At 32.3% G+C, this 17,017-nt stretch carries 19 protein-coding genes; 17 read left to right on the top strand and 2 right to left on the bottom strand.

From position 1 onward, the window contains the following. A partial coding sequence (locus AACQ14_RS15560) for an aminopeptidase P family N-terminal domain-containing protein (protein WP_339364511.1) occupies positions 1–653 on the bottom strand: 653 nt, incomplete at its 3' end. 232 nt (positions 654–885) lie between these two features. Between AACQ14_RS15560 and AACQ14_RS15555 the strand changes: the two genes are divergently transcribed. Further along, positions 886–1,164 carry a hypothetical protein gene (locus AACQ14_RS15555; protein WP_339364510.1) on the top strand — a complete coding sequence of 93 codons (279 nt, stop codon included), beginning with the start codon at positions 886–888 and terminating at the stop codon, positions 1,162–1,164. 119 nt (positions 1,165–1,283) lie between these two features. On the opposite strand, the gene hcp is transcribed toward AACQ14_RS15555, so the two are convergent. Then, positions 1,284–2,930 carry a hydroxylamine reductase gene (gene hcp / locus AACQ14_RS15550; protein WP_339364509.1) on the bottom strand — a complete coding sequence of 549 codons (1,647 nt, stop codon included), beginning with the start codon at positions 2,928–2,930 and terminating at the stop codon, positions 1,284–1,286. A gap of 543 nt (positions 2,931–3,473) precedes the next feature. Here hcp and AACQ14_RS15545 point away from each other — a divergent pair. The 16 genes from AACQ14_RS15545 (at position 3,474) to AACQ14_RS15470 (ending at position 17,002) form a co-directional block, all read left to right on the top strand. Continuing rightward, entirely contained in the window at positions 3,474–3,908 is a 435-nt protein-coding gene (locus AACQ14_RS15545; RefSeq protein WP_339364508.1) for a hypothetical protein, read from the top strand. Positions 3,909–3,988: 80 nt separating this feature from the next. Then, a complete protein-coding gene (locus tag AACQ14_RS15540) occupies positions 3,989–4,405 on the top strand; it encodes a toxin-antitoxin system YwqK family antitoxin (RefSeq protein ID WP_339364507.1) in 417 nt (138 codons plus the stop codon). 238 nt (positions 4,406–4,643) lie between these two features. After that, positions 4,644–5,486, top strand: a complete 843-nt coding sequence (locus AACQ14_RS15535) for a tetratricopeptide repeat protein (protein WP_339364506.1) — start codon at positions 4,644–4,646, stop codon at positions 5,484–5,486. Positions 5,487–5,600: 114 nt separating this feature from the next. Further along, a complete protein-coding gene (locus AACQ14_RS15530) occupies positions 5,601–6,371 on the top strand; it encodes a hypothetical protein (protein ID WP_339364505.1) in 771 nt (256 codons plus the stop codon). Between the two features lie 21 nt (positions 6,372–6,392). Continuing rightward, complete coding sequence (locus AACQ14_RS15525) at positions 6,393–7,877, top strand: hypothetical protein (RefSeq protein ID WP_339364504.1); 1,485 nt, start codon at positions 6,393–6,395, stop codon at positions 7,875–7,877. A gap of 102 nt (positions 7,878–7,979) precedes the next feature. Next, complete coding sequence (locus AACQ14_RS15520; RefSeq protein WP_339364503.1) at positions 7,980–10,634, top strand: hypothetical protein; 2,655 nt, start codon at positions 7,980–7,982, stop codon at positions 10,632–10,634. A 92-nt stretch (positions 10,635–10,726) separates the two neighbouring features. Then, positions 10,727–11,191, top strand: coding sequence for a hypothetical protein (locus tag AACQ14_RS15515; protein ID WP_339364502.1), 465 nt, complete (start codon positions 10,727–10,729; stop codon positions 11,189–11,191). Positions 11,192–11,274: 83 nt separating this feature from the next. Continuing rightward, positions 11,275–11,655 (top strand): hypothetical protein, encoded by a 381-nt coding sequence (locus tag AACQ14_RS15510; RefSeq protein WP_339364501.1) that lies wholly within the window; start codon positions 11,275–11,277, stop codon positions 11,653–11,655. A gap of 478 nt (positions 11,656–12,133) precedes the next feature. Continuing rightward, positions 12,134–12,973 (top strand): hypothetical protein, encoded by an 840-nt coding sequence (locus AACQ14_RS15505; RefSeq protein WP_339364500.1) that lies wholly within the window; start codon positions 12,134–12,136, stop codon positions 12,971–12,973. 201 nt (positions 12,974–13,174) lie between these two features. Beyond that, a complete protein-coding gene (locus tag AACQ14_RS15500; protein WP_339364499.1) occupies positions 13,175–13,621 on the top strand; it encodes a hypothetical protein in 447 nt (148 codons plus the stop codon). Next, the gene (locus tag AACQ14_RS15495; RefSeq protein WP_339364498.1) at positions 13,615–13,767 is read left to right on the top strand and encodes a hypothetical protein; all 153 of its coding nucleotides are present in this window, start codon (positions 13,615–13,617) and stop codon (positions 13,765–13,767) included. Before AACQ14_RS15500 ends, AACQ14_RS15495 begins: the two co-directional genes overlap by 7 nt. Beyond that, on the top strand, positions 13,746–14,108 hold the full coding sequence (locus tag AACQ14_RS15490; protein WP_459112801.1) for a leucine-rich repeat domain-containing protein: 363 nt from the start codon (positions 13,746–13,748) through the stop codon (positions 14,106–14,108). The genes AACQ14_RS15495 and AACQ14_RS15490 overlap by 22 nt, the downstream gene beginning before the upstream one ends. A 44-nt stretch (positions 14,109–14,152) precedes the next feature. Continuing rightward, positions 14,153–14,491 carry a leucine-rich repeat domain-containing protein gene (locus AACQ14_RS15485; RefSeq protein WP_339364496.1) on the top strand — a complete coding sequence of 113 codons (339 nt, stop codon included), beginning with the start codon at positions 14,153–14,155 and terminating at the stop codon, positions 14,489–14,491. Between the two features lie 94 nt (positions 14,492–14,585). Next, complete coding sequence (locus AACQ14_RS15480; protein ID WP_339364495.1) at positions 14,586–15,200, top strand: DUF7677 family protein; 615 nt, start codon at positions 14,586–14,588, stop codon at positions 15,198–15,200. Between the two features lie 87 nt (positions 15,201–15,287). Next, complete coding sequence (locus tag AACQ14_RS15475; protein WP_339364494.1) at positions 15,288–16,145, top strand: hypothetical protein; 858 nt, start codon at positions 15,288–15,290, stop codon at positions 16,143–16,145. Between the two features lie 143 nt (positions 16,146–16,288). Then, complete coding sequence (locus tag AACQ14_RS15470; protein WP_339364493.1) at positions 16,289–17,002, top strand: hypothetical protein; 714 nt, start codon at positions 16,289–16,291, stop codon at positions 17,000–17,002. The last annotated feature ends 15 nt before the right edge of the window (positions 17,003–17,017 follow it).

The raw sequence follows: 17,017 nt of genomic DNA, 5'->3' as shown, positions 1-17,017 counted from the left end.
TATGGAATAGGGGTATATATAATATCATTACCTCTAATATTAAATAGCCAAGCAATATCATTGAGAGAGCTGATTAAATATATTTCTGAATCTTTCTTTTTCATTTCATTTCGTATTGTATCAATTTTCTCGGCAGCTGTTGAACCTGTATATTTTATATCATGATAAAAAACTTTATCAGTAGGTAGAGATGGTCTGTTCTTCCATATATTTGATATAAGGTCTATACTGCCTACAAGTTCTATTTTATCATTATTTATTACATTTTTGAGCATTTTCATGTCATTCACTGAGAATAAACGTTGGTCGAATCCTATTTTTTTACCAGCTTCAATGTTATTTTTCAACCATTCCTGATATGTAGGTACACCTGGTTCAAGCATTTTATATAGAACAACTTCACTATCACTGAGTTGTTTCTCAGCCTGAATAAAATATCTGCCATCAGTCCATAGACAACTTTCTGACATAGTAATAATAACTGTACCTACTGAACCGGTAAATCCAGATATGTAAGCTCTGCTCTTGTAATATTCAGCTACGTATTCGCTTTGATGGGGGTCAGCACTGGGGATAATATAGGCAGACAAGCCTTCTTTCTTCATCTCTTGACGTAATAATTCTATACGCTCATTTACTGTAATTTCAGCCATTTTCATACATCCTTTCATAACTTTTTCTAACGTAGAGATAATCGTTACTGGTATTGTATCAAATTATGCTTTTTAATAAAAGTCTATAACATAAATAATATTATTAAATTAAAATAAAAAACAAAGAACTTATTTAACAATAGTTCTCAGAATCTTTTAGTATATATGTTAGGCTCTTTCACTTTAGCAATGACAAATGCATATAATAGTAAAAAAAGCAGAAGGATAGTATATGTTTAACGAAGAAATTGAAGCTACCAGATTCGGCAGAGGCAGACGTCCTTACCGATACAGATACCCTTACTATTATCCATATTCATATTACAGGAGATATCCCTACTATTATAGAAGAAACCCTTATTATGTAAGATATCCATATTATAGAAGACCTTATTACTATGGAAGACCTTACTATTATGGAAGACCTTATTACAGACCATATAGAGGAAGAGGAAGAGGCAGGCTATATGGCATGGAAGAAGATAATTATTCAGATATAATATATGTATAGAAGGATAATAAAATATAAAAGCGCAGAAAAATCTGTGCTTTTATATTTGTATTAATATAAACTTGTCTTACCTTTTGGGGATTAGTTAATGGTGATTATATTATAATAATTAAAAATGATTAACCTAGAATGGTCTGTAAATCATGGTCTGGTGTTGAAATCGACTGTAGATTAAATTTATCAACCAATACTTGAAGAATATTTGGAGTTATGAAAGCAGGTAATGAAGGTCCCAAATAAATATCTTTCAAACCAAGGTATAGCATTGTAAGTAATACCGCAACTGCTTTTTGTTCATACCATGTGATAATATAGGACAATGGAAGATCGTTCACATCACATTCAAATGCTTCTGATAAAGCTAAAGCAATCTTAATGGCTGAATAGGCATCATTACATTGACCTACATCCAGTATTCTTGGGAAAGGACCTATAGAACCAAGGTCTAATTTATTGAATCTATATTTACCACACGCAAGAGTTAATATAATAGTATCTTTTGGTGTTTTTTCAGCAAATTCTGTATAATAATTTCTTCCAGGTCTGGCTCCATCACAGCCACCAATTAAGAAGAAATGTCTTATTTTACCTTCTTTGACAGCATTAACAATTGCATCTGCATTACTTAGGACAGCGTTTCTGGCAAATCCCATAGGTATTCTTTTTTCTGGTTCATCGGCAGTGAAGCCTTCTAATTCTAAAGCTTTTTCAATAACAGGTGTAAAATCCTTATGACTACCGACAGTAGGGATGTGGGTTACATCAGGCCAGCCAACAATACTTGAGGTGAATAACCTGTCTTTATAACTTTCTCTTGGTTTCATTAAGCAATTACTGGTCATTAATATAGCTCCAGGCAAGTTATCAAACTCTTTTTGTTGATCCTGCCAAGCACCACCAAAATTTCCTATTAAATGCTTGTATTTCTTTAATCCAGGATAAGCATTGCAAGGAAGCATTTCTCCATGGGTATATATATTGATACCTTTTCCTTCAGTTTGCTCAAGTAAATCTCCTAAGTCATTGAGGTCATGACCTGATACAACAATAAAAGGTCCTTTTTTCTTGGTTATCAGCATTTCTGTGGGTTCTGGATCACCAAAACCACCAGTATTTGCTGCATCAAGTAGCTCCATACATTTAAAATTGGTTTTACCAAGTTCCATGTTCAGGTTGAAATAATCTTGAACAGTTAAATCTCTATCAAGAGTAGAACCAAGAGCTTTAAACAAGAAATTAGCTATTTCAGCATCATATTTTCCAAGGACATATGCATGATGAAAATAAGCTCCCATACCTTTTATGCCATATATTAAGAGTTCTCTTAAAGAACGAATATCCATATCTAACTCTTCATCATCCATAACACCTAAGTTCTTCATATTGGGAATGCTTAGAATCTCTTCTTTTGTTTCGGGAGCAATATAATCTGCTCCTTCAGGTGCATTAGAAGTTGAGGCTCTATTCATTAAGTCTTTTTTATAGTAATTGGTTTTTTTGATATATTCCACGAATCTTTCAGGTGCAAAGTTAACATTAGTAAGTGTTGCGAATACACACTCTGTACAAAACTCTCCTAATTCTCTAGGTATATCTTGTCCATCTTCAATTAATTTTGTAGCGTAGTATCCTAATCCTTTTAATAGAAATATGAGAACGTCCTGCATTTTAGCTACATCTGGGTCTTTAGTGCAAATTCCCATTTTAGTACATCCTTTACCGCCGGCTGTTTGTTCACATTGATAACAAAACATAGCGTTGTCCATATATACATCCTCCTTAATACTGTTTTTATGGTTTATTCATGTTTATTTTGGGCTAATAATAAGAAGAATATTCTACAATTGGAAGATTATTAAATTAAATTATGGATTAAACAATAATTAATAGATTTCTAATTAAATATATAATTGTAATAATTACATTTGACGGATATTAAATATAATATAATTATGCTATTATGTAGAAGGGTGTAAGGGGATGATGACTCTATTCATAACATAGAACCGCAAGACGACTCATTGCAGGGAAACGAATAGAGGTGTGAAATACTTTCTTCTTAAATCCCTAAAAATTTTACTATAGATTTCAAGTTGTGACATAATGGTGTCACAATAATATGATAAAATAATTATTTAAGTAATAGCTATATGGAAGAAGAATACTGTTGCAGAATCCTTGTATGTAGAGGAAATTGATGCCCATTTTAATAAGCAGTTTCTGAAATAAGAAGATTGCTAAATGTAAGCTATGATGGGGTTCGGTGTTGATTTCGAAAGATTAAAGAGAAAAATGGGGAGGTGATATTAGTGGAAACAGGGAATTACAAGTTGAAAAATAATATAATATATTTACTTTTTGCCTTATTGATGAGCGGTATGACTTTATTTGCTTCCATACATTCTTTAACCAGTACTTCTGAAAATTCATTTCGATTTGAATTACAAATTACCTTATTAATTTTGATGCATGTTGTTTTTTTTCTAATCTCTATTGTGCTAGATGGTATCATTATGCAAATAGATATGAAATATACTTTTTTTTCGTTGAGTTTTTCTCTTGTATATGTTATTTTGCTATACTTACCTTTTTTAAGTACATGGGGAAAAATATTTCAATATCATGATTATGGTATCATTACAATATTGTTAATTAAAATACTTATTCCATTAACAATTATTCAATTAATCTGGGTGATTCTATATACAGTTAAAATTCTTATAACGAAGAGTGTTGATGGTTGAATGAAAAAGAGAAATGCAATTTGTATGAGGCTTCTTTAATGGAATAGCTCTATTGATTCAATTTAAGAAAGGACTACTATATGATGAAGAAAGTTGAGATTGATGAACTTGAGTATATTGGGTACTACACCTACGAAGACGAGCCATTTACTGGCATTGCTTATGAGTTACATTATAATGGACAAGTGATGAGTGAAGTAGCAATGGTAGGTGGCGTAGAAGATGGACTTCAAACAGAGTATTATGATACTGGTCAAATAAAATCTAAATTAATGATGCATAATAATTGGATTCATGGTTACTGCGTAGAATGGTACGAAAAGGGTCAAATTAAAATGAAGTCGTTAATTGAGTATGGAATTATTGTTTGGCAAAAACAGTATGGTGAAAATGGCAATCTAGAATATCATTTTTTAATAGAATCTACTAGTGATGACTATAAGAGATTACAAGATTTTAGAGAAAAGAAAGGTTGGTCTATTGCTGCTGATGAATAATAGTCATTATGAATTTGAAAAACTTGAGAAAATGATAGAAGCTAATAAAATGTAGGAGATAGATAATCTATTATGTGAGGAAGAGATAGTAGATGGAAAATAAAGAATTTGGATATTATTGATGATGAAGATAATGCTCTTAAGACAACATACTGTATTGAGCCAATAAGCAAGTGTTAAGGGCATTCTTAAATAATTTTAAAACACTATATTAAATAAAAAATAGGAGGATTCAAAAATGAAAATATTTATAATTATAACAGTAGTAGTTGTTGTGGTAGGGATTATTTTTATGCCCAAAAAGAAAAATGTGACAAAAAAGTTGGATAAAGCAAAGAAACTTTTTGGAGATGGTGAAATTGTAAAAGTAAATCAGATGCTAGATGAGATCATTATATTTCCAATCAGTGAAAAATACAGTGCAGAATACGCAAACCAACTAATAGAATCACTGAATTTCTTAAAACAAGTGTGTAAAGCTCAAAATATTACAAAAGATAACTTAATTGATCCAGTGCTTCAAAAGTTAAAAGGCATACAGGTAGAAGGTGGAAAAATTGATTCTGAAGAGATTGAACCATTAGAACAATGGGTTGAAAAAATGAGTAAAGATGCATACTCACAAGCAAAACAATTACTAAAAGATGCAGCACAAGAGGATATCGAAGTTGTTGAAAGTGGAAGAGAAGACGATTTCACATCAGAAGTTACTGAGCAATCAGAAATTAATATTTTAAATCAAATAGGGACTTTTATGTTAAAACGTAAGTTGAATGAAGGAATTCAATACATAGATGAACATATGTCAAAAGAGATGACACCATTTAAAGCATCTTTATTAGATTCAAAAGCAGGTATGTATTTTATGGATGGTAAAGTCCATAAAGCAGTGGAATGTTACAAAGAAATATTGATACATTATCCAGAAAGTTACCGTATTAAAACATCATTAGCAGAAGGATATGTGGAATTAAAAGAGTATGAAAAAGCCCTTAGTCAAGCAAAAGAAGTACTAAATTCTAGTCAAGATAAAGATAATGTTAAGACTTGCAAAAAAATAGTGAATAAGTATGGAAATTAACTAATGGTTGTTAGGTAGAATTTCTATATCAGGAAGATAAAAGCATAAGGAATCTTGTCAAATGGTTAGACTTTAAAAAAATTCAAATTGATAGTGATTGAAAGGACAAAGAATATGAGAAAAAATCTAACTTTACTAACATTAACAATGATGATAGGTGTATTAATGGGTCGTTCATCTGCTATCACAATAGAGGGAGTTAATGTAGAATCCTTAAAACTTGATACAAAGTGGATGGGTACTTATGAAGAAGTCGATGCCTTTCCGTATACAACACTTGAAGTTATTCGATATGAAGATGGAACAGGAAAATACATACGTACGATTTATCAAAATGGGTTCAATGAAGTTTTGGAAGGTCAATTTATTAAAGTGGAAGACACCAAAGTTCAGGATGAAGTAAATAATGTTGGGATTGAGTTTTCGGATTATTCGTTAACATTTAAGATGGAAGACAAGAACCTTGCTTATAAAAAAATTAGCCCAATAGTCCAAGAAGATTTCAAACTTTCAAATGGTTTAAGAAAAGACATGTCATATGTGGAACTAAAAAAAGTGTTTGAGCTGACTGAAACACCTGAAGGGCCAGATGGTCCAATGAATGCAACTTCTATTGAAGTGGAAGGTATTTTTGTCAGTTTACATTCAAACACAGAGTCTGTAGAAGACGCCGATGTTTTTGGTTACCGAGTAAAAAACGGTGATACTAAAACTTTTCGAGGCATTGGTATAGGCAGTTCTGTAGATGATATATTTACCCTTTATGGACCAAGAGAGCTTTATGACTACACCACTTCTATCGAATATACAGTGGGACAATATAGTTTGATTTTTATTATTGCAGACAAAAAAGTGTGTGAAATTCATTGTATGAATACGATATAGATAAAGGTAAGGATGAAAATTATGAAACATAGATTATCAAAAACTTTTAATGAAATTTTTTATACAGATTTGGAAAGACCATTCCATAAAGCAAGAAATACATTTGATAAAATAATGCAACTAAACGATGAGTTGCTACGTGGAGAGAAAAATCAGAACTTACATAAATGTATAAGGGAAATAAATGATTTAATCGAAAGGTGTAATTTTTATCCTTCAAAAAAAAGTGATGATTTAATTAATGAATTATATGGTATCGTAACAAGTGCTTCTTTTTATGAAGATTATGTGGTTGATACTAAAATTGTCAGAAAAGCGCATTATTTAACACTTATTTATTTTAAAAGGGTAAAGGAACTAATAATAGGGCATAAAAATCTGTCCAATAAAATTGATTTGTTTATGAAAACCCTTATCGTTTACGTTAAGTTAAACATCATCCTGCAAATGTCCAGAATATCCAAGTCATCTCATATAAAATACTATGATTTTGTTTTTGAACATAAACCATTTGAGTTATCAGTAGGTATTATTGAACAGATACATATCATGTATGTTTACTATGAATATCTTACAAAGATGAATGTATACGTAACTCATTCCTTTGAAAATGAAATAAATAAGTGTTTTGAAGATATAAAAGCTATTGTTGTAAAAAACAATGTACCAATTGATTTTGAAAAATACAAGATAATAAAAAATAGATATGAATATGTTTTTGATGAAGGGAATCCATCTAATGGTATTATAGATGACTATATCAATGTTTTATTATACGACGAAAGAGCAAGAAAACGTTATATAATTAATCAAAATTTTAATTTTGATGGTACATCAGAGGAACGAAAAACCCATTTTAGACAAATATTTAAAAAAGCAGAAAAAATGTGCCTTGACTTTACACCAGGCAAATCAGATGGCTTGTTTGGACCAGTGTTAGATGCCAATATAAGTTATGATAAAGATAAGAGTGAGTTTCATTTTGTGTTTAGAATAAATATAAATTCAAATGCATTCGGCCAAATGTATTATATCAATAATTTAAGCAGCATTACAATTCATTATAAATATACTAAAGTTAATAAGGAAACAGCTAATAAACTACTTAAAAAATTAAAGTCTGATTCTGAACATTTAGTAGAAAAAGGTCAAAAGAAATGGGAGTTATTTTGGTTCTATACTTGGTTTCCCTTTTATACGATGAACACTATTTCGAAAGATATTGATCATTCTATTGGATACGAAGATAGGGAAATCAGCGACTATTATTATGTGGATGATTATTATGTTGAAAAGGTATGTCATGTTTTTGATATGTGTGAAGATGTGCTTTATTATAAAAAATCATTTTGTTACAATATTTTATTAGAAGTAAACAATACAGTAATAAAACCACAAGAAAAAGGAAGCTATTATGATGAAGATTATGACGGCATTTGGGGAGAGAACCACTGTAATTGGCTAGAAGTTGTTGATACCAATTATATATGGAACTATAATGAGTAAACCATATAAGCTTATGTTGAATTCCTATAGATATTCTTAAATAAATTTACGTATTGATTTTGAGATGAGCACCAGTAAACAGTGAGGAAAGGAGAAGGCATTATGGAGTATCAAAAAAAGCTTCTTGATATACTAGACGGGAGTACTAGATATGACATATGGCAAAAATGGAGAGACCTGTGCAAAGTGATTAACGAAATCAGTGAAAAAGCAAATAGCACATTCATTGAGGAGATCATTGATTTTCTTATCCCTGTACTGGATGAGAAGCTGTCTATGGATTGCAGGATGTTGCCCTGGAAATGGGTAGGTACACCCATGGAAGTCCTAGGAAGGGTGCGTAGCCTTATATCATTCAACGATTACATTAATGGGAACAAAAATCCCTTTATAGATCCTGCCTTTGAGAATCTATCAGAGGATGATCAGACAGTACACATTGAAGCCTATTATGGTAAGGACTACCAAGTCGGTATCATCACTGCCTTTGACATCACCTACAGCGGCAATGCCTGTGCCCTTGTTGTGGAACTTGAGTCTGGTACAAATCTAGTGCTCAAGCATGACTTCGCCAGTGATTTCACAACGACAATTCTTGAGAAGGATAGCTCATTTAATCGTATTGAAATCAGCCATGGAGGAAGGTATGTTGCTGTTATTTCAGAATCAGAAGTTCTACTCTTTGACGAGGACTGTAATATTTTTACCCATAATTTTGAAGAACGGATTGAGCATGATATCTTTACTCAATATGAACCAGAATATATTTTTGGCTTTTGTTCCCATGAAGCATTTTTTATCTTCTTTCATCAGAAAGAAGGCATACTTACTGTGGTTGACCTCCCTGGTGGTGAAGTACATCTAAGGGAATACGATTCAATTATATGGTCAATGGACATAATGTCAATCAGTCTGTTAGATGAAGAGATAACAAAGGATGAGAAGGATAGATCGGTGATTGTCATAGCTGATACTGGAGGTCTGCTGAACCCTGAAACCCTTGAACACTTGACAGAATTCAGTGAAAAATGCCGTCAGAAGGGGCTCTGGTTTGGAGGACCTGGCAGTTACAATGTAGTCATGACACGCTGTCATCCAGATTTACCCCTTATTGGTTTCTTTGAACCCTTTGAACAGTATCTTTACGACAACAATAACCAGACCGCCTTGTACGGAGGAATCACCTTTTACCAGAAAGTGAATGGCCAGTGGCAGCCATGGGACCACCTGTTTTATGAAGAAATCCTAGATTCAAAAAACAATGCCCTTGTTGTTCGAAAAGGAGGGATTACAGCAAGTTATTCTCTCAAGTCTGGCGAAATGGTTATAGTTGAATTTCCAGAAAAACGTGTCACCACTTTGAAGACCAAGATAGACAGTGTCGTGTGGAAGTTTGGCTCCGAAGCAGGAACTATCATATTTCCTGATTGTGACGGACTAAAGACACTCAATTACCACACACCGGGAGAATCTCTTACCGAGAATCGTCATGGAGAAGTTCTTAACGAGGCACGGAGAATTATTAATGATGGGCTTAGGGGTGTGGCCTTTGACTATCTTTCAGCCCATCTTGACAGCATCACTGTTCTGCAAATTCTCGCAGAAGTGATTGAAGCAATTGGTCCTGCAGTAGAAAAGGCTGCTGCCGATGACAGATTGCCCCGGTCCCACTGGGAGAATGATAATCCACGTATGAAGCTCTGCACCTTCAGGTGGGTCGACCATTTCACACGAAGCTTTCCCTGGCAGTACAGCGAGCCTTACATCATTGAGCTGGAAAACAGATGGATTATCATTCATGGGCTAAACCAAATGGTCATTACCTCTGTTAACAGGACAAATTATGAAGAAAAGGAATTATACCGCTGTGATGAGGATATAAAGGCTTTCAGCCACGCAGTATCTTCAGATCATTTGAGCATAGCCATCTTCTGTAGGGAGAAATATCACCATGAACAAGCGGAACGATTCCTCCTTTTTCATAATGAAAAACTCATTTATATTGATGATGATATAAACTGTGACAAGGATTATCTGTACCCCAATGGGCTTACAACCATTACCAATAATCACAGCTACTACTGGCTTGCCAACAAAGGTATCTTGAGGAAAGTCAATTGTATCACTGGAGAGATTGAAGAACAGCGCGAACATAACAATATTTTTTCAATGGCATTACAGCCAGACACCAATAATCTGCTGCTTCATGATTCAGGAGGATACCATCTCTATGATAACGGGCTGAAAAAAAGTATAGAGCTGGTCTTACCTTGTGACGCCGGGAAAGTTGTTGCTTCAACCATCTGCTTTACGGGCAACGGCACCAGTCTGGTCACTGCTCTTCTGGTGGACTGTGATGATGATGAGACAGTAGAAAAACCGAAAAATATACATAATGAACCGATCACTCACCGCTATATAATAAACCACTGGAAGGTCCCGAAGGCTTTTGATTTTGCATCATCAGGAGTCGTTCTTGAGTCTCAGGACTACCTCGTAAGCAATCTTATGGAGAACACCAAATACAAGCAGGTGCAGCATATCATGAGACAGGGTGACAACTATGTGGACATGTTTTTCCGAGATACTACAGCCCTAACCTTTAATGTGCTGCGTTTTCCTGGAAAACAGAGCTGGTCTTTCTGGGCTTTTCATGTGGAATACCTGAACTTTGCCCATAATACAGAAACCTTAATACTAAGGTCCAGCAATAGAATTTTTTACTGGAATTATTGTAAGAATCAACAAAACGAATAGATATTAAAAGGCTAATTCTAAACATTTAAGATTATTAATTATTGTTTGGGGTTACGGAAAAACTTAAATATAAGAGTTGGAGGGAAGAAACTATGGGCGATACTAATAGTGGCTTAGGTGGTGTTATTTTAACATCTGACTACAATGAATTAATAAGATGGGTACAAAACTCTGTTAAGTCTTATCCACCAGACAGTCATGGAGAAGGTTATAAGCAAAGCTTTTTTTGTAGAAAAATCAGTAATCAATTAAGTGTATGTTTTTATGTTATAGAAGGTTATTCTACTCCTTCGGAAAATAGGGCATTTGAACATCAGTTTTTTGTAATGGATGGTTTTTTAAATATACTTGAGTCAAGAAGGCCTAAGGAGAGTAAACCACCTAAGAATTATCTAGCTTTTGCAGACGTTGGATCTGATATAGAGGATGATGAGTTTATAGGATTTAAGGCATTAGAAGAGGGGTTATCATTTTATAATACGAGTTTAGATAAGCTACTTGAATATAGAAATTCAATTGCTGAGCATGATACTTTGATTTGGAGCTCATATCCCTAATATTAATAGGCTTGGAAGGACGGCTATGTGCTGAACTGAAATAACACAAATGATTAAATAAATTTAGTAGGCAGGTGAGAAAAATGGGGAAAGAAGTATATTTATGGTTGTATTTAGAAAAAGAATTAGTAGAAATAACAGAAGAAATTAAAACGGTTCTAAACTTAAAACCTTTCTATAGTGACTATGAAAATGTATGGGAATGGTGTGAAGCAGAAGAAAGAGACGGTTTATACTATAATTTTTCCAGAACGTATAATTGGGAAACCGAAACTGGAAATTATGATTATCCAGTTACAATGAGATTTGAAAGAGAAAATGGAATTTTTCATCAGCATGAAATTGATGAAATGGCATCTACTATTTCAAAATTTTTTAACATTAAGGTACATTATGGTGATGTAATATATGTTAAAGGAGATGAGTTCGAGTTTATCGTAAAAAAGACATATGAGAATTTTTGATGTTAAATACTATGCTTGAAAAAGGAACTCCCTTTTGAGAAAGTAACCTTTTCAAGAGTGGAAAGTTGAACTAGTGTAATAAAGACATATGTTACAACAAAAAGGAGGACAAAGGTCTTTTTATAGAAGTTATATCATAGAAAAGAAGGGGGAGACCAGAAAAATCCCCTGTATTAATTGTTGCTTCATATGAAGATTGTCATATGTATTTTTGCAGATATTATCATAAAAAATATGGAGTGATCACACATGAATAAGTGTAAAATTGCGTGCTTTGATGTCTATTAATATGAAGAATATGCTAAGGCATGTTGTATAGTCTTTGAGAATGAACCTTTACAAAAAATTATTAATGAGTATTATGAAGTTATAAAACAGGTCAATCAATATGTACCCGGAGAATTTTATAGAAGAGAATTATTATCCTGTTTACTAAAAGTGTATGAAACAGTTACATCTACAAATAAAGGAGGATATTATGAGCATTTTATATCATTTTTCTGTTTTAGATGCAGAAAAAAACAACATTTTAGCAGAAGATATTATACATTATTGTTTTGATTCAAGAGAAGATAATTTTCGCAGTGACTTAAGAATGTTTGGTGAAAATTTAGAAAAAGAACCATCTAAAATAAAAGGACAACGATTTGTTAAATTAATGAAAGAATATGTTAAAAACAATAACGTTACAACTTATGAGCAACTTTATGAAAAAACAAGTAAGTACATAGTAGAAGACATTAGAGAGATTAGAGAAGCTTATAAACCTGAAGCTGATATCAGCGTATGTATATATCGTGGTTTAATGTGGAATAATCTGTTTGCAGAAATACTGAATAAAAATGAAGACATACTAGAGGTAATGAAACTAAGAATAGAAATTGCTTCAATACATCCTGATGCGGGTTTTCCAAAGTATAGAATGAATGCTACATGTACGAAAAATGACGAGAGAAGATTTTTGACCAGAGTTTTGTCAGATGTTTATAATAATTTAGAGAAAAATCCAATAGTAAACTGGTTTGAAAAAAGAGGAGGCAGTGTTAATGAATTTAAAATAGAGGAGGGAAAAGTTGACGAGCAACGTTTGATATGGGGATTTGAACGTCATAAGGGAATAAAGATAAAAACGAGCAAGAGCTTTTGGAATAAAACTAAAGACTGTTGGTGGTCCTATTTAGAAAATCAAATAACCGAATTGAGTGATAATAAACCTTATGAAATTGTTACTTATGATGTTATTCTTCATCCAAAGTGGTTTGAAGAAACGAATACAGTACTTGAAGGCGTATATGAAAGTACAGCCCATTGGATGTAAAAATTAAATTATAAGAGAAGAAATAAAAAATGGAAGAATTATTTGATTTTATAAACAACCGATGCTGCAAGTGATTATCAAATCTTGACATAAAAAGAATCCCTCATGGCATCTATGCGAGGAGATTGATATAGAGAAACTGAAGAAAGAATACAGCGATTGTCGGATAGATTTTTCATATAATGATCATGGAGGAAAATGATGAGTATTCGAGTATTATCAACGCCCACAAAAGAAGAAGTTATGCAATATTATAGCCTTACTATTGAAGAAAAAGGTGTTCGGATTTTTTCTGGTGGGAAAGAAATATTAATACGTGATTCAGAAGAAATAGTAAAAAATAAATATCGAAAGATATGGAATAAATTAGAGATTGGCACAAAACCAGCCATATATAATGGAAAAGATATTTCTTTTTCATTGGCAAATTTATTAGAATTGAAACAACGATTTGTCATAAGAAGCTTTATATATGGAATGACAATAGAAAATGATCCTTTAAACATTGAAATGGTTTATAATTTTGCTCAAGATTGTTATGAGACAGAGGAAGAGTGGGAAATTGTTTCAGCAGCGGTATTGGACATAACACCAAAACAAGTAAGGGAGTGGAAATGTAATAGAGACGAATTTAATCGACGGTGGTAAAGATTAAAAGTATTCCTGATCCTAAACTTAAAGAATTGCCCGCAAACATACTGAAATTAGAGGCGTTACAAGAATTAGTATTAGCTGATAATCAGCTGAGTTTACTGCCAGAAGAAATATCAGAATGTATAAACTTACATATTTAAATTTTAGATACAACGAGTTTACTGAAATTCCAAATGTGATTTATAAGATTTTAAGCCTTATAGGACTAAATTTGAGTGGCAATCGAAAAGTTGAATCTGTGAGTGAGACAATTGCACAACTAAAAAATTTAAGGGAACTTGATATCTCCAATTGTGCAATCAAAAAATTACCAGATTCATTTTGGGAAATAAAGAGCTTAATGTATCTTAATTTTGCCAATTCCAGTATTGAAGAGATTCCAGATGCGATATTTTACCTACCAAAATTAAAAAGTCTTGATCTTACTGGTACTACATTATCAGACGAAAGAAAATATGACCTTGCTGTCAAGAATTATTAAACCTCACAAATATAGAAGAAATCAATATTGGTGGTAACAAAAAAATGACGAGTTTTCCAGCGGTTATATTGGAAATGAAACAATTAAAAAAAGTAGAGCTAGCCTTTAATGAAGAAATAAAAGCATTGCCAAAGGCGATAAATAAGCTTGAAAATTTAGAGTATCTTTCTTGTTACATGAGCGGTGTAACTGATATTCCAGATGAGCTTTGGGAACTAAAGCGCCTTCGATATGTAGACTTAGGAGAATCAGAAGTTGAATATTTATCGGATGAAGTAAAAAAAAGTACAAGTTTAGAACGACTTGTACTAAGTATGACGCCAATACCAGAAGCAAGAAAAAAAGAACTAGAAGACCTGTTAAACTGTAAAGTCTATTATTAGGGATAATTATTAATCTACGAAGAAAAGAATACATACGGACTTAGGTTGTGTCTTGTTTTTTCACTTTTGGAGAGATGTATAAGGAGGAATAATTATGGAGTTAAAAGGGATTAATCAACTTGATGAAGATGACCGTTCACCTGTTAGGCATTATGCATTTCTAATTGCTAATGGAACATTAATTCTTCGTTATAGTGATATAGATTATAGAAAATACCTTATAAATAATCCTGAGTATTTAGTTAAGCTTTTTGCAATTTATTTCACACAAAATAATTGGGGTTATGAAGATAAACGTTTTTTCAAGTATTATGATGAACAATGGTTAGCAACTATATGCGATGAAGACTTTAAAACAGAACTAAGCTTTAATCAAGAGTATTTTTCATATAAAAATCATTTACCTTGGCAAAGGGCAGTGGTAGATTTTACTAACCAGCTTATAACATGCAGTGATGAAGCAATACCCTTAAAACCTCAAGAGATATTAAATACTATGCTTCAAACAGGAACTCCTTTTGAGCAAGTATATGCAGTATTAGTTAATACAATGGATATTAATCCTATAACTGGAGAGGTAGGAAATAAGGAGCATGCAACAAATCGTGCTTTTGATATGTTGAAAAGATACATTATATCAGATTATAAACCTATAGAACCCTTTAAAGAATGGGAAATTGAATTAGTGTGGGGAGGACAAGTTATGTAGTTTGATAAAACAGTACTAGATAAGTATTATTACCATAATATTATAAATGAAAGTTAGAAATATATGCAGTAAAAGGAGGCGAAAAAAGTGATACATTTGATTGACAATATTAAGATACCAGATACAATGGGAAAAATCTTACAGTATATAGATACAAATACAGAGAGTTTCTTAGATAGCTATGAAAGAGCGTATGAAGTGGCATATATGCTATATAATCTGTCACCAGCTGTTTTACATGCATATTTTGGAGATGATGGCTATGAGGTAGACTATACACCAGAACTTTTCTATGATGATATACCATTTGAATTAATCCCTTTTTCCTATAACGGTTATGATGGTTTGAATTACTCATGGGTGAATTTGGCTCCAGAGCTTAATAATGATGATTATATGTGTGTTTCATTTGCACCTGGAGAAAATGGTGCACAATGGTTAGGCAATAATACAGCTCAGGCACTAACTAATATATTGAAAGCACAATTAAAAGATAGGAAAATCACGAATCCTAATAGGCTTTCTAAAAAAGAAAAAAAGCAGTGGGACAACTTAGTAGAAGTAATTGGTATAGATGTGGATAATAATTTAAAAATAGAATCTGGAGGAAGGATAAACTCAACTATAAAACCCATTATACCTGAAAACTATAAATATGTTCAGACTATGGATGGCATTGGAGTGCTTGCACAAAAACGTTTTTTTAAAAATGAAGATTTAAGTTTAGCAGAGTTATTGGTGTCAGAAAGCTACTTAGATATCGCTAAGAAGTATTTGCTTTCAAATCACGCGGCTTCAGCATTAATTGTATTAAAAAATGCAAGACAAAAAAATGGTAATTCTATTGAATTAATGCAACTATATAAAACAGCATATGAACAATTAGGACGTGAAAACCATGCTAAAAGGCTAGAAATTTGGCTTAACAAAACAGTCAGGATATAAAAAGATGTACATTGTAGCTATGGTTGAACTAAGGGGATTATAAGAAAAATAAGTGCTACATTAGACAGTACTGTTTGTTGTTTTTTGTATACAGATAAGATAATTTGTGATGAATTGAGGTATTGACTTCAAAGGAGAAAAAAATGAGTGATTTAATAAACCTATACAATATAGAACTAGCAAAATATAATAATGAGAGTAAAAAGCAGATTACAAAATTTATCAAAAAACTAGAAACATTCGTCCATGCACCGACTAATACAAAAGAAATAGAGAGGATGCGTCCATTTTCAGTTGATAAAAACCTAGTAAAGTTTGTTTTGGGAGTTCTTGAAAAGTATTATATACAAAAAAACAAGCTATATTTCAATAGACTTTCTGGGGAATTCTCTAATTATGATGTGAGAGAATTTTGGTACAGCTTCTGTATTTTGTTATTATCAAGTGAAAAGGAAGGAAGTAATTTTGTTGAAACGGTAGTTAATGACTTTATTAACATGAATCATCCTGATTTTCATATAGTAAGACGATTATTTCTATACATAGATGATAATACATTAAATGATTTAGAGAAAGTTGTTTTTAATCATTATAATAATATTCAAATGAATAGTCACGTTAACAAATGGGCTGAAAATGTAGGATTAGTTCTTCCTTCAGATATTCTTTGGCAGTTTTATTTTTATATTACTACAGAAAATGATGATTTTTCATTATTGTTTGATGCAGGAAATCCCGATGGAGTAGGTCTTGGATGGAGGATACAGCTATACAATAAAAAAGACAGGGAAGATGTATTTAGTGTTAGAAGATCAGAAATAATTGATATATCAATAAATAATGAGTTGGAAAGCTAGAAACAAAGGTATGTC

Origin of the sequence: Vallitalea maricola (assembly GCF_036985595.1) — a bacterium.
In the GTDB taxonomy this organism is placed as follows: domain Bacteria; phylum Bacillota; class Clostridia; order Lachnospirales; family Vallitaleaceae; genus Vallitalea; species Vallitalea maricola.
This window is presented reverse-complemented; position numbering and strand designations above follow the sequence as displayed.

Excerpts from the sequence above, each read along its gene's own strand:
- AACQ14_RS15555 (WP_339364510.1), top strand. The coding sequence starts at position 886 with ATGTTTAACGAAGAAATTGAAGCTACCAGATTCGGCAGAGGCAGACGT.
- hcp (WP_339364509.1), bottom strand. The coding sequence starts at position 2,930 with ATGGACAACGCTATGTTTTGTTATCAATGTGAACAAACAGCCGGCGGT.
- AACQ14_RS15540 (WP_339364507.1), top strand. The coding sequence starts at position 3,989 with ATGATGAAGAAAGTTGAGATTGATGAACTTGAGTATATTGGGTACTAC.
- AACQ14_RS15535 (WP_339364506.1), top strand. The coding sequence starts at position 4,644 with ATGAAAATATTTATAATTATAACAGTAGTAGTTGTTGTGGTAGGGATT.
- AACQ14_RS15530 (WP_339364505.1), top strand. The coding sequence starts at position 5,601 with ATGAGAAAAAATCTAACTTTACTAACATTAACAATGATGATAGGTGTA.
- AACQ14_RS15525 (WP_339364504.1), top strand. The coding sequence starts at position 6,393 with ATGAAACATAGATTATCAAAAACTTTTAATGAAATTTTTTATACAGAT.
- AACQ14_RS15520 (WP_339364503.1), top strand. The coding sequence starts at position 7,980 with ATGGAGTATCAAAAAAAGCTTCTTGATATACTAGACGGGAGTACTAGA.
- AACQ14_RS15515 (WP_339364502.1), top strand. The coding sequence starts at position 10,727 with ATGGGCGATACTAATAGTGGCTTAGGTGGTGTTATTTTAACATCTGAC.
- AACQ14_RS15510 (WP_339364501.1), top strand. The coding sequence starts at position 11,275 with ATGGGGAAAGAAGTATATTTATGGTTGTATTTAGAAAAAGAATTAGTA.
- AACQ14_RS15505 (WP_339364500.1), top strand. The coding sequence starts at position 12,134 with ATGAGCATTTTATATCATTTTTCTGTTTTAGATGCAGAAAAAAACAAC.
- AACQ14_RS15500 (WP_339364499.1), top strand. The coding sequence starts at position 13,175 with ATGAGTATTCGAGTATTATCAACGCCCACAAAAGAAGAAGTTATGCAA.
- AACQ14_RS15490 (WP_459112801.1), top strand. The coding sequence starts at position 13,746 with ATGTATAAACTTACATATTTAAATTTTAGATACAACGAGTTTACTGAA.
- AACQ14_RS15485 (WP_339364496.1), top strand. The coding sequence starts at position 14,153 with ATGACGAGTTTTCCAGCGGTTATATTGGAAATGAAACAATTAAAAAAA.
- AACQ14_RS15480 (WP_339364495.1), top strand. The coding sequence starts at position 14,586 with ATGGAGTTAAAAGGGATTAATCAACTTGATGAAGATGACCGTTCACCT.
- AACQ14_RS15470 (WP_339364493.1), top strand. The coding sequence starts at position 16,289 with ATGAGTGATTTAATAAACCTATACAATATAGAACTAGCAAAATATAAT.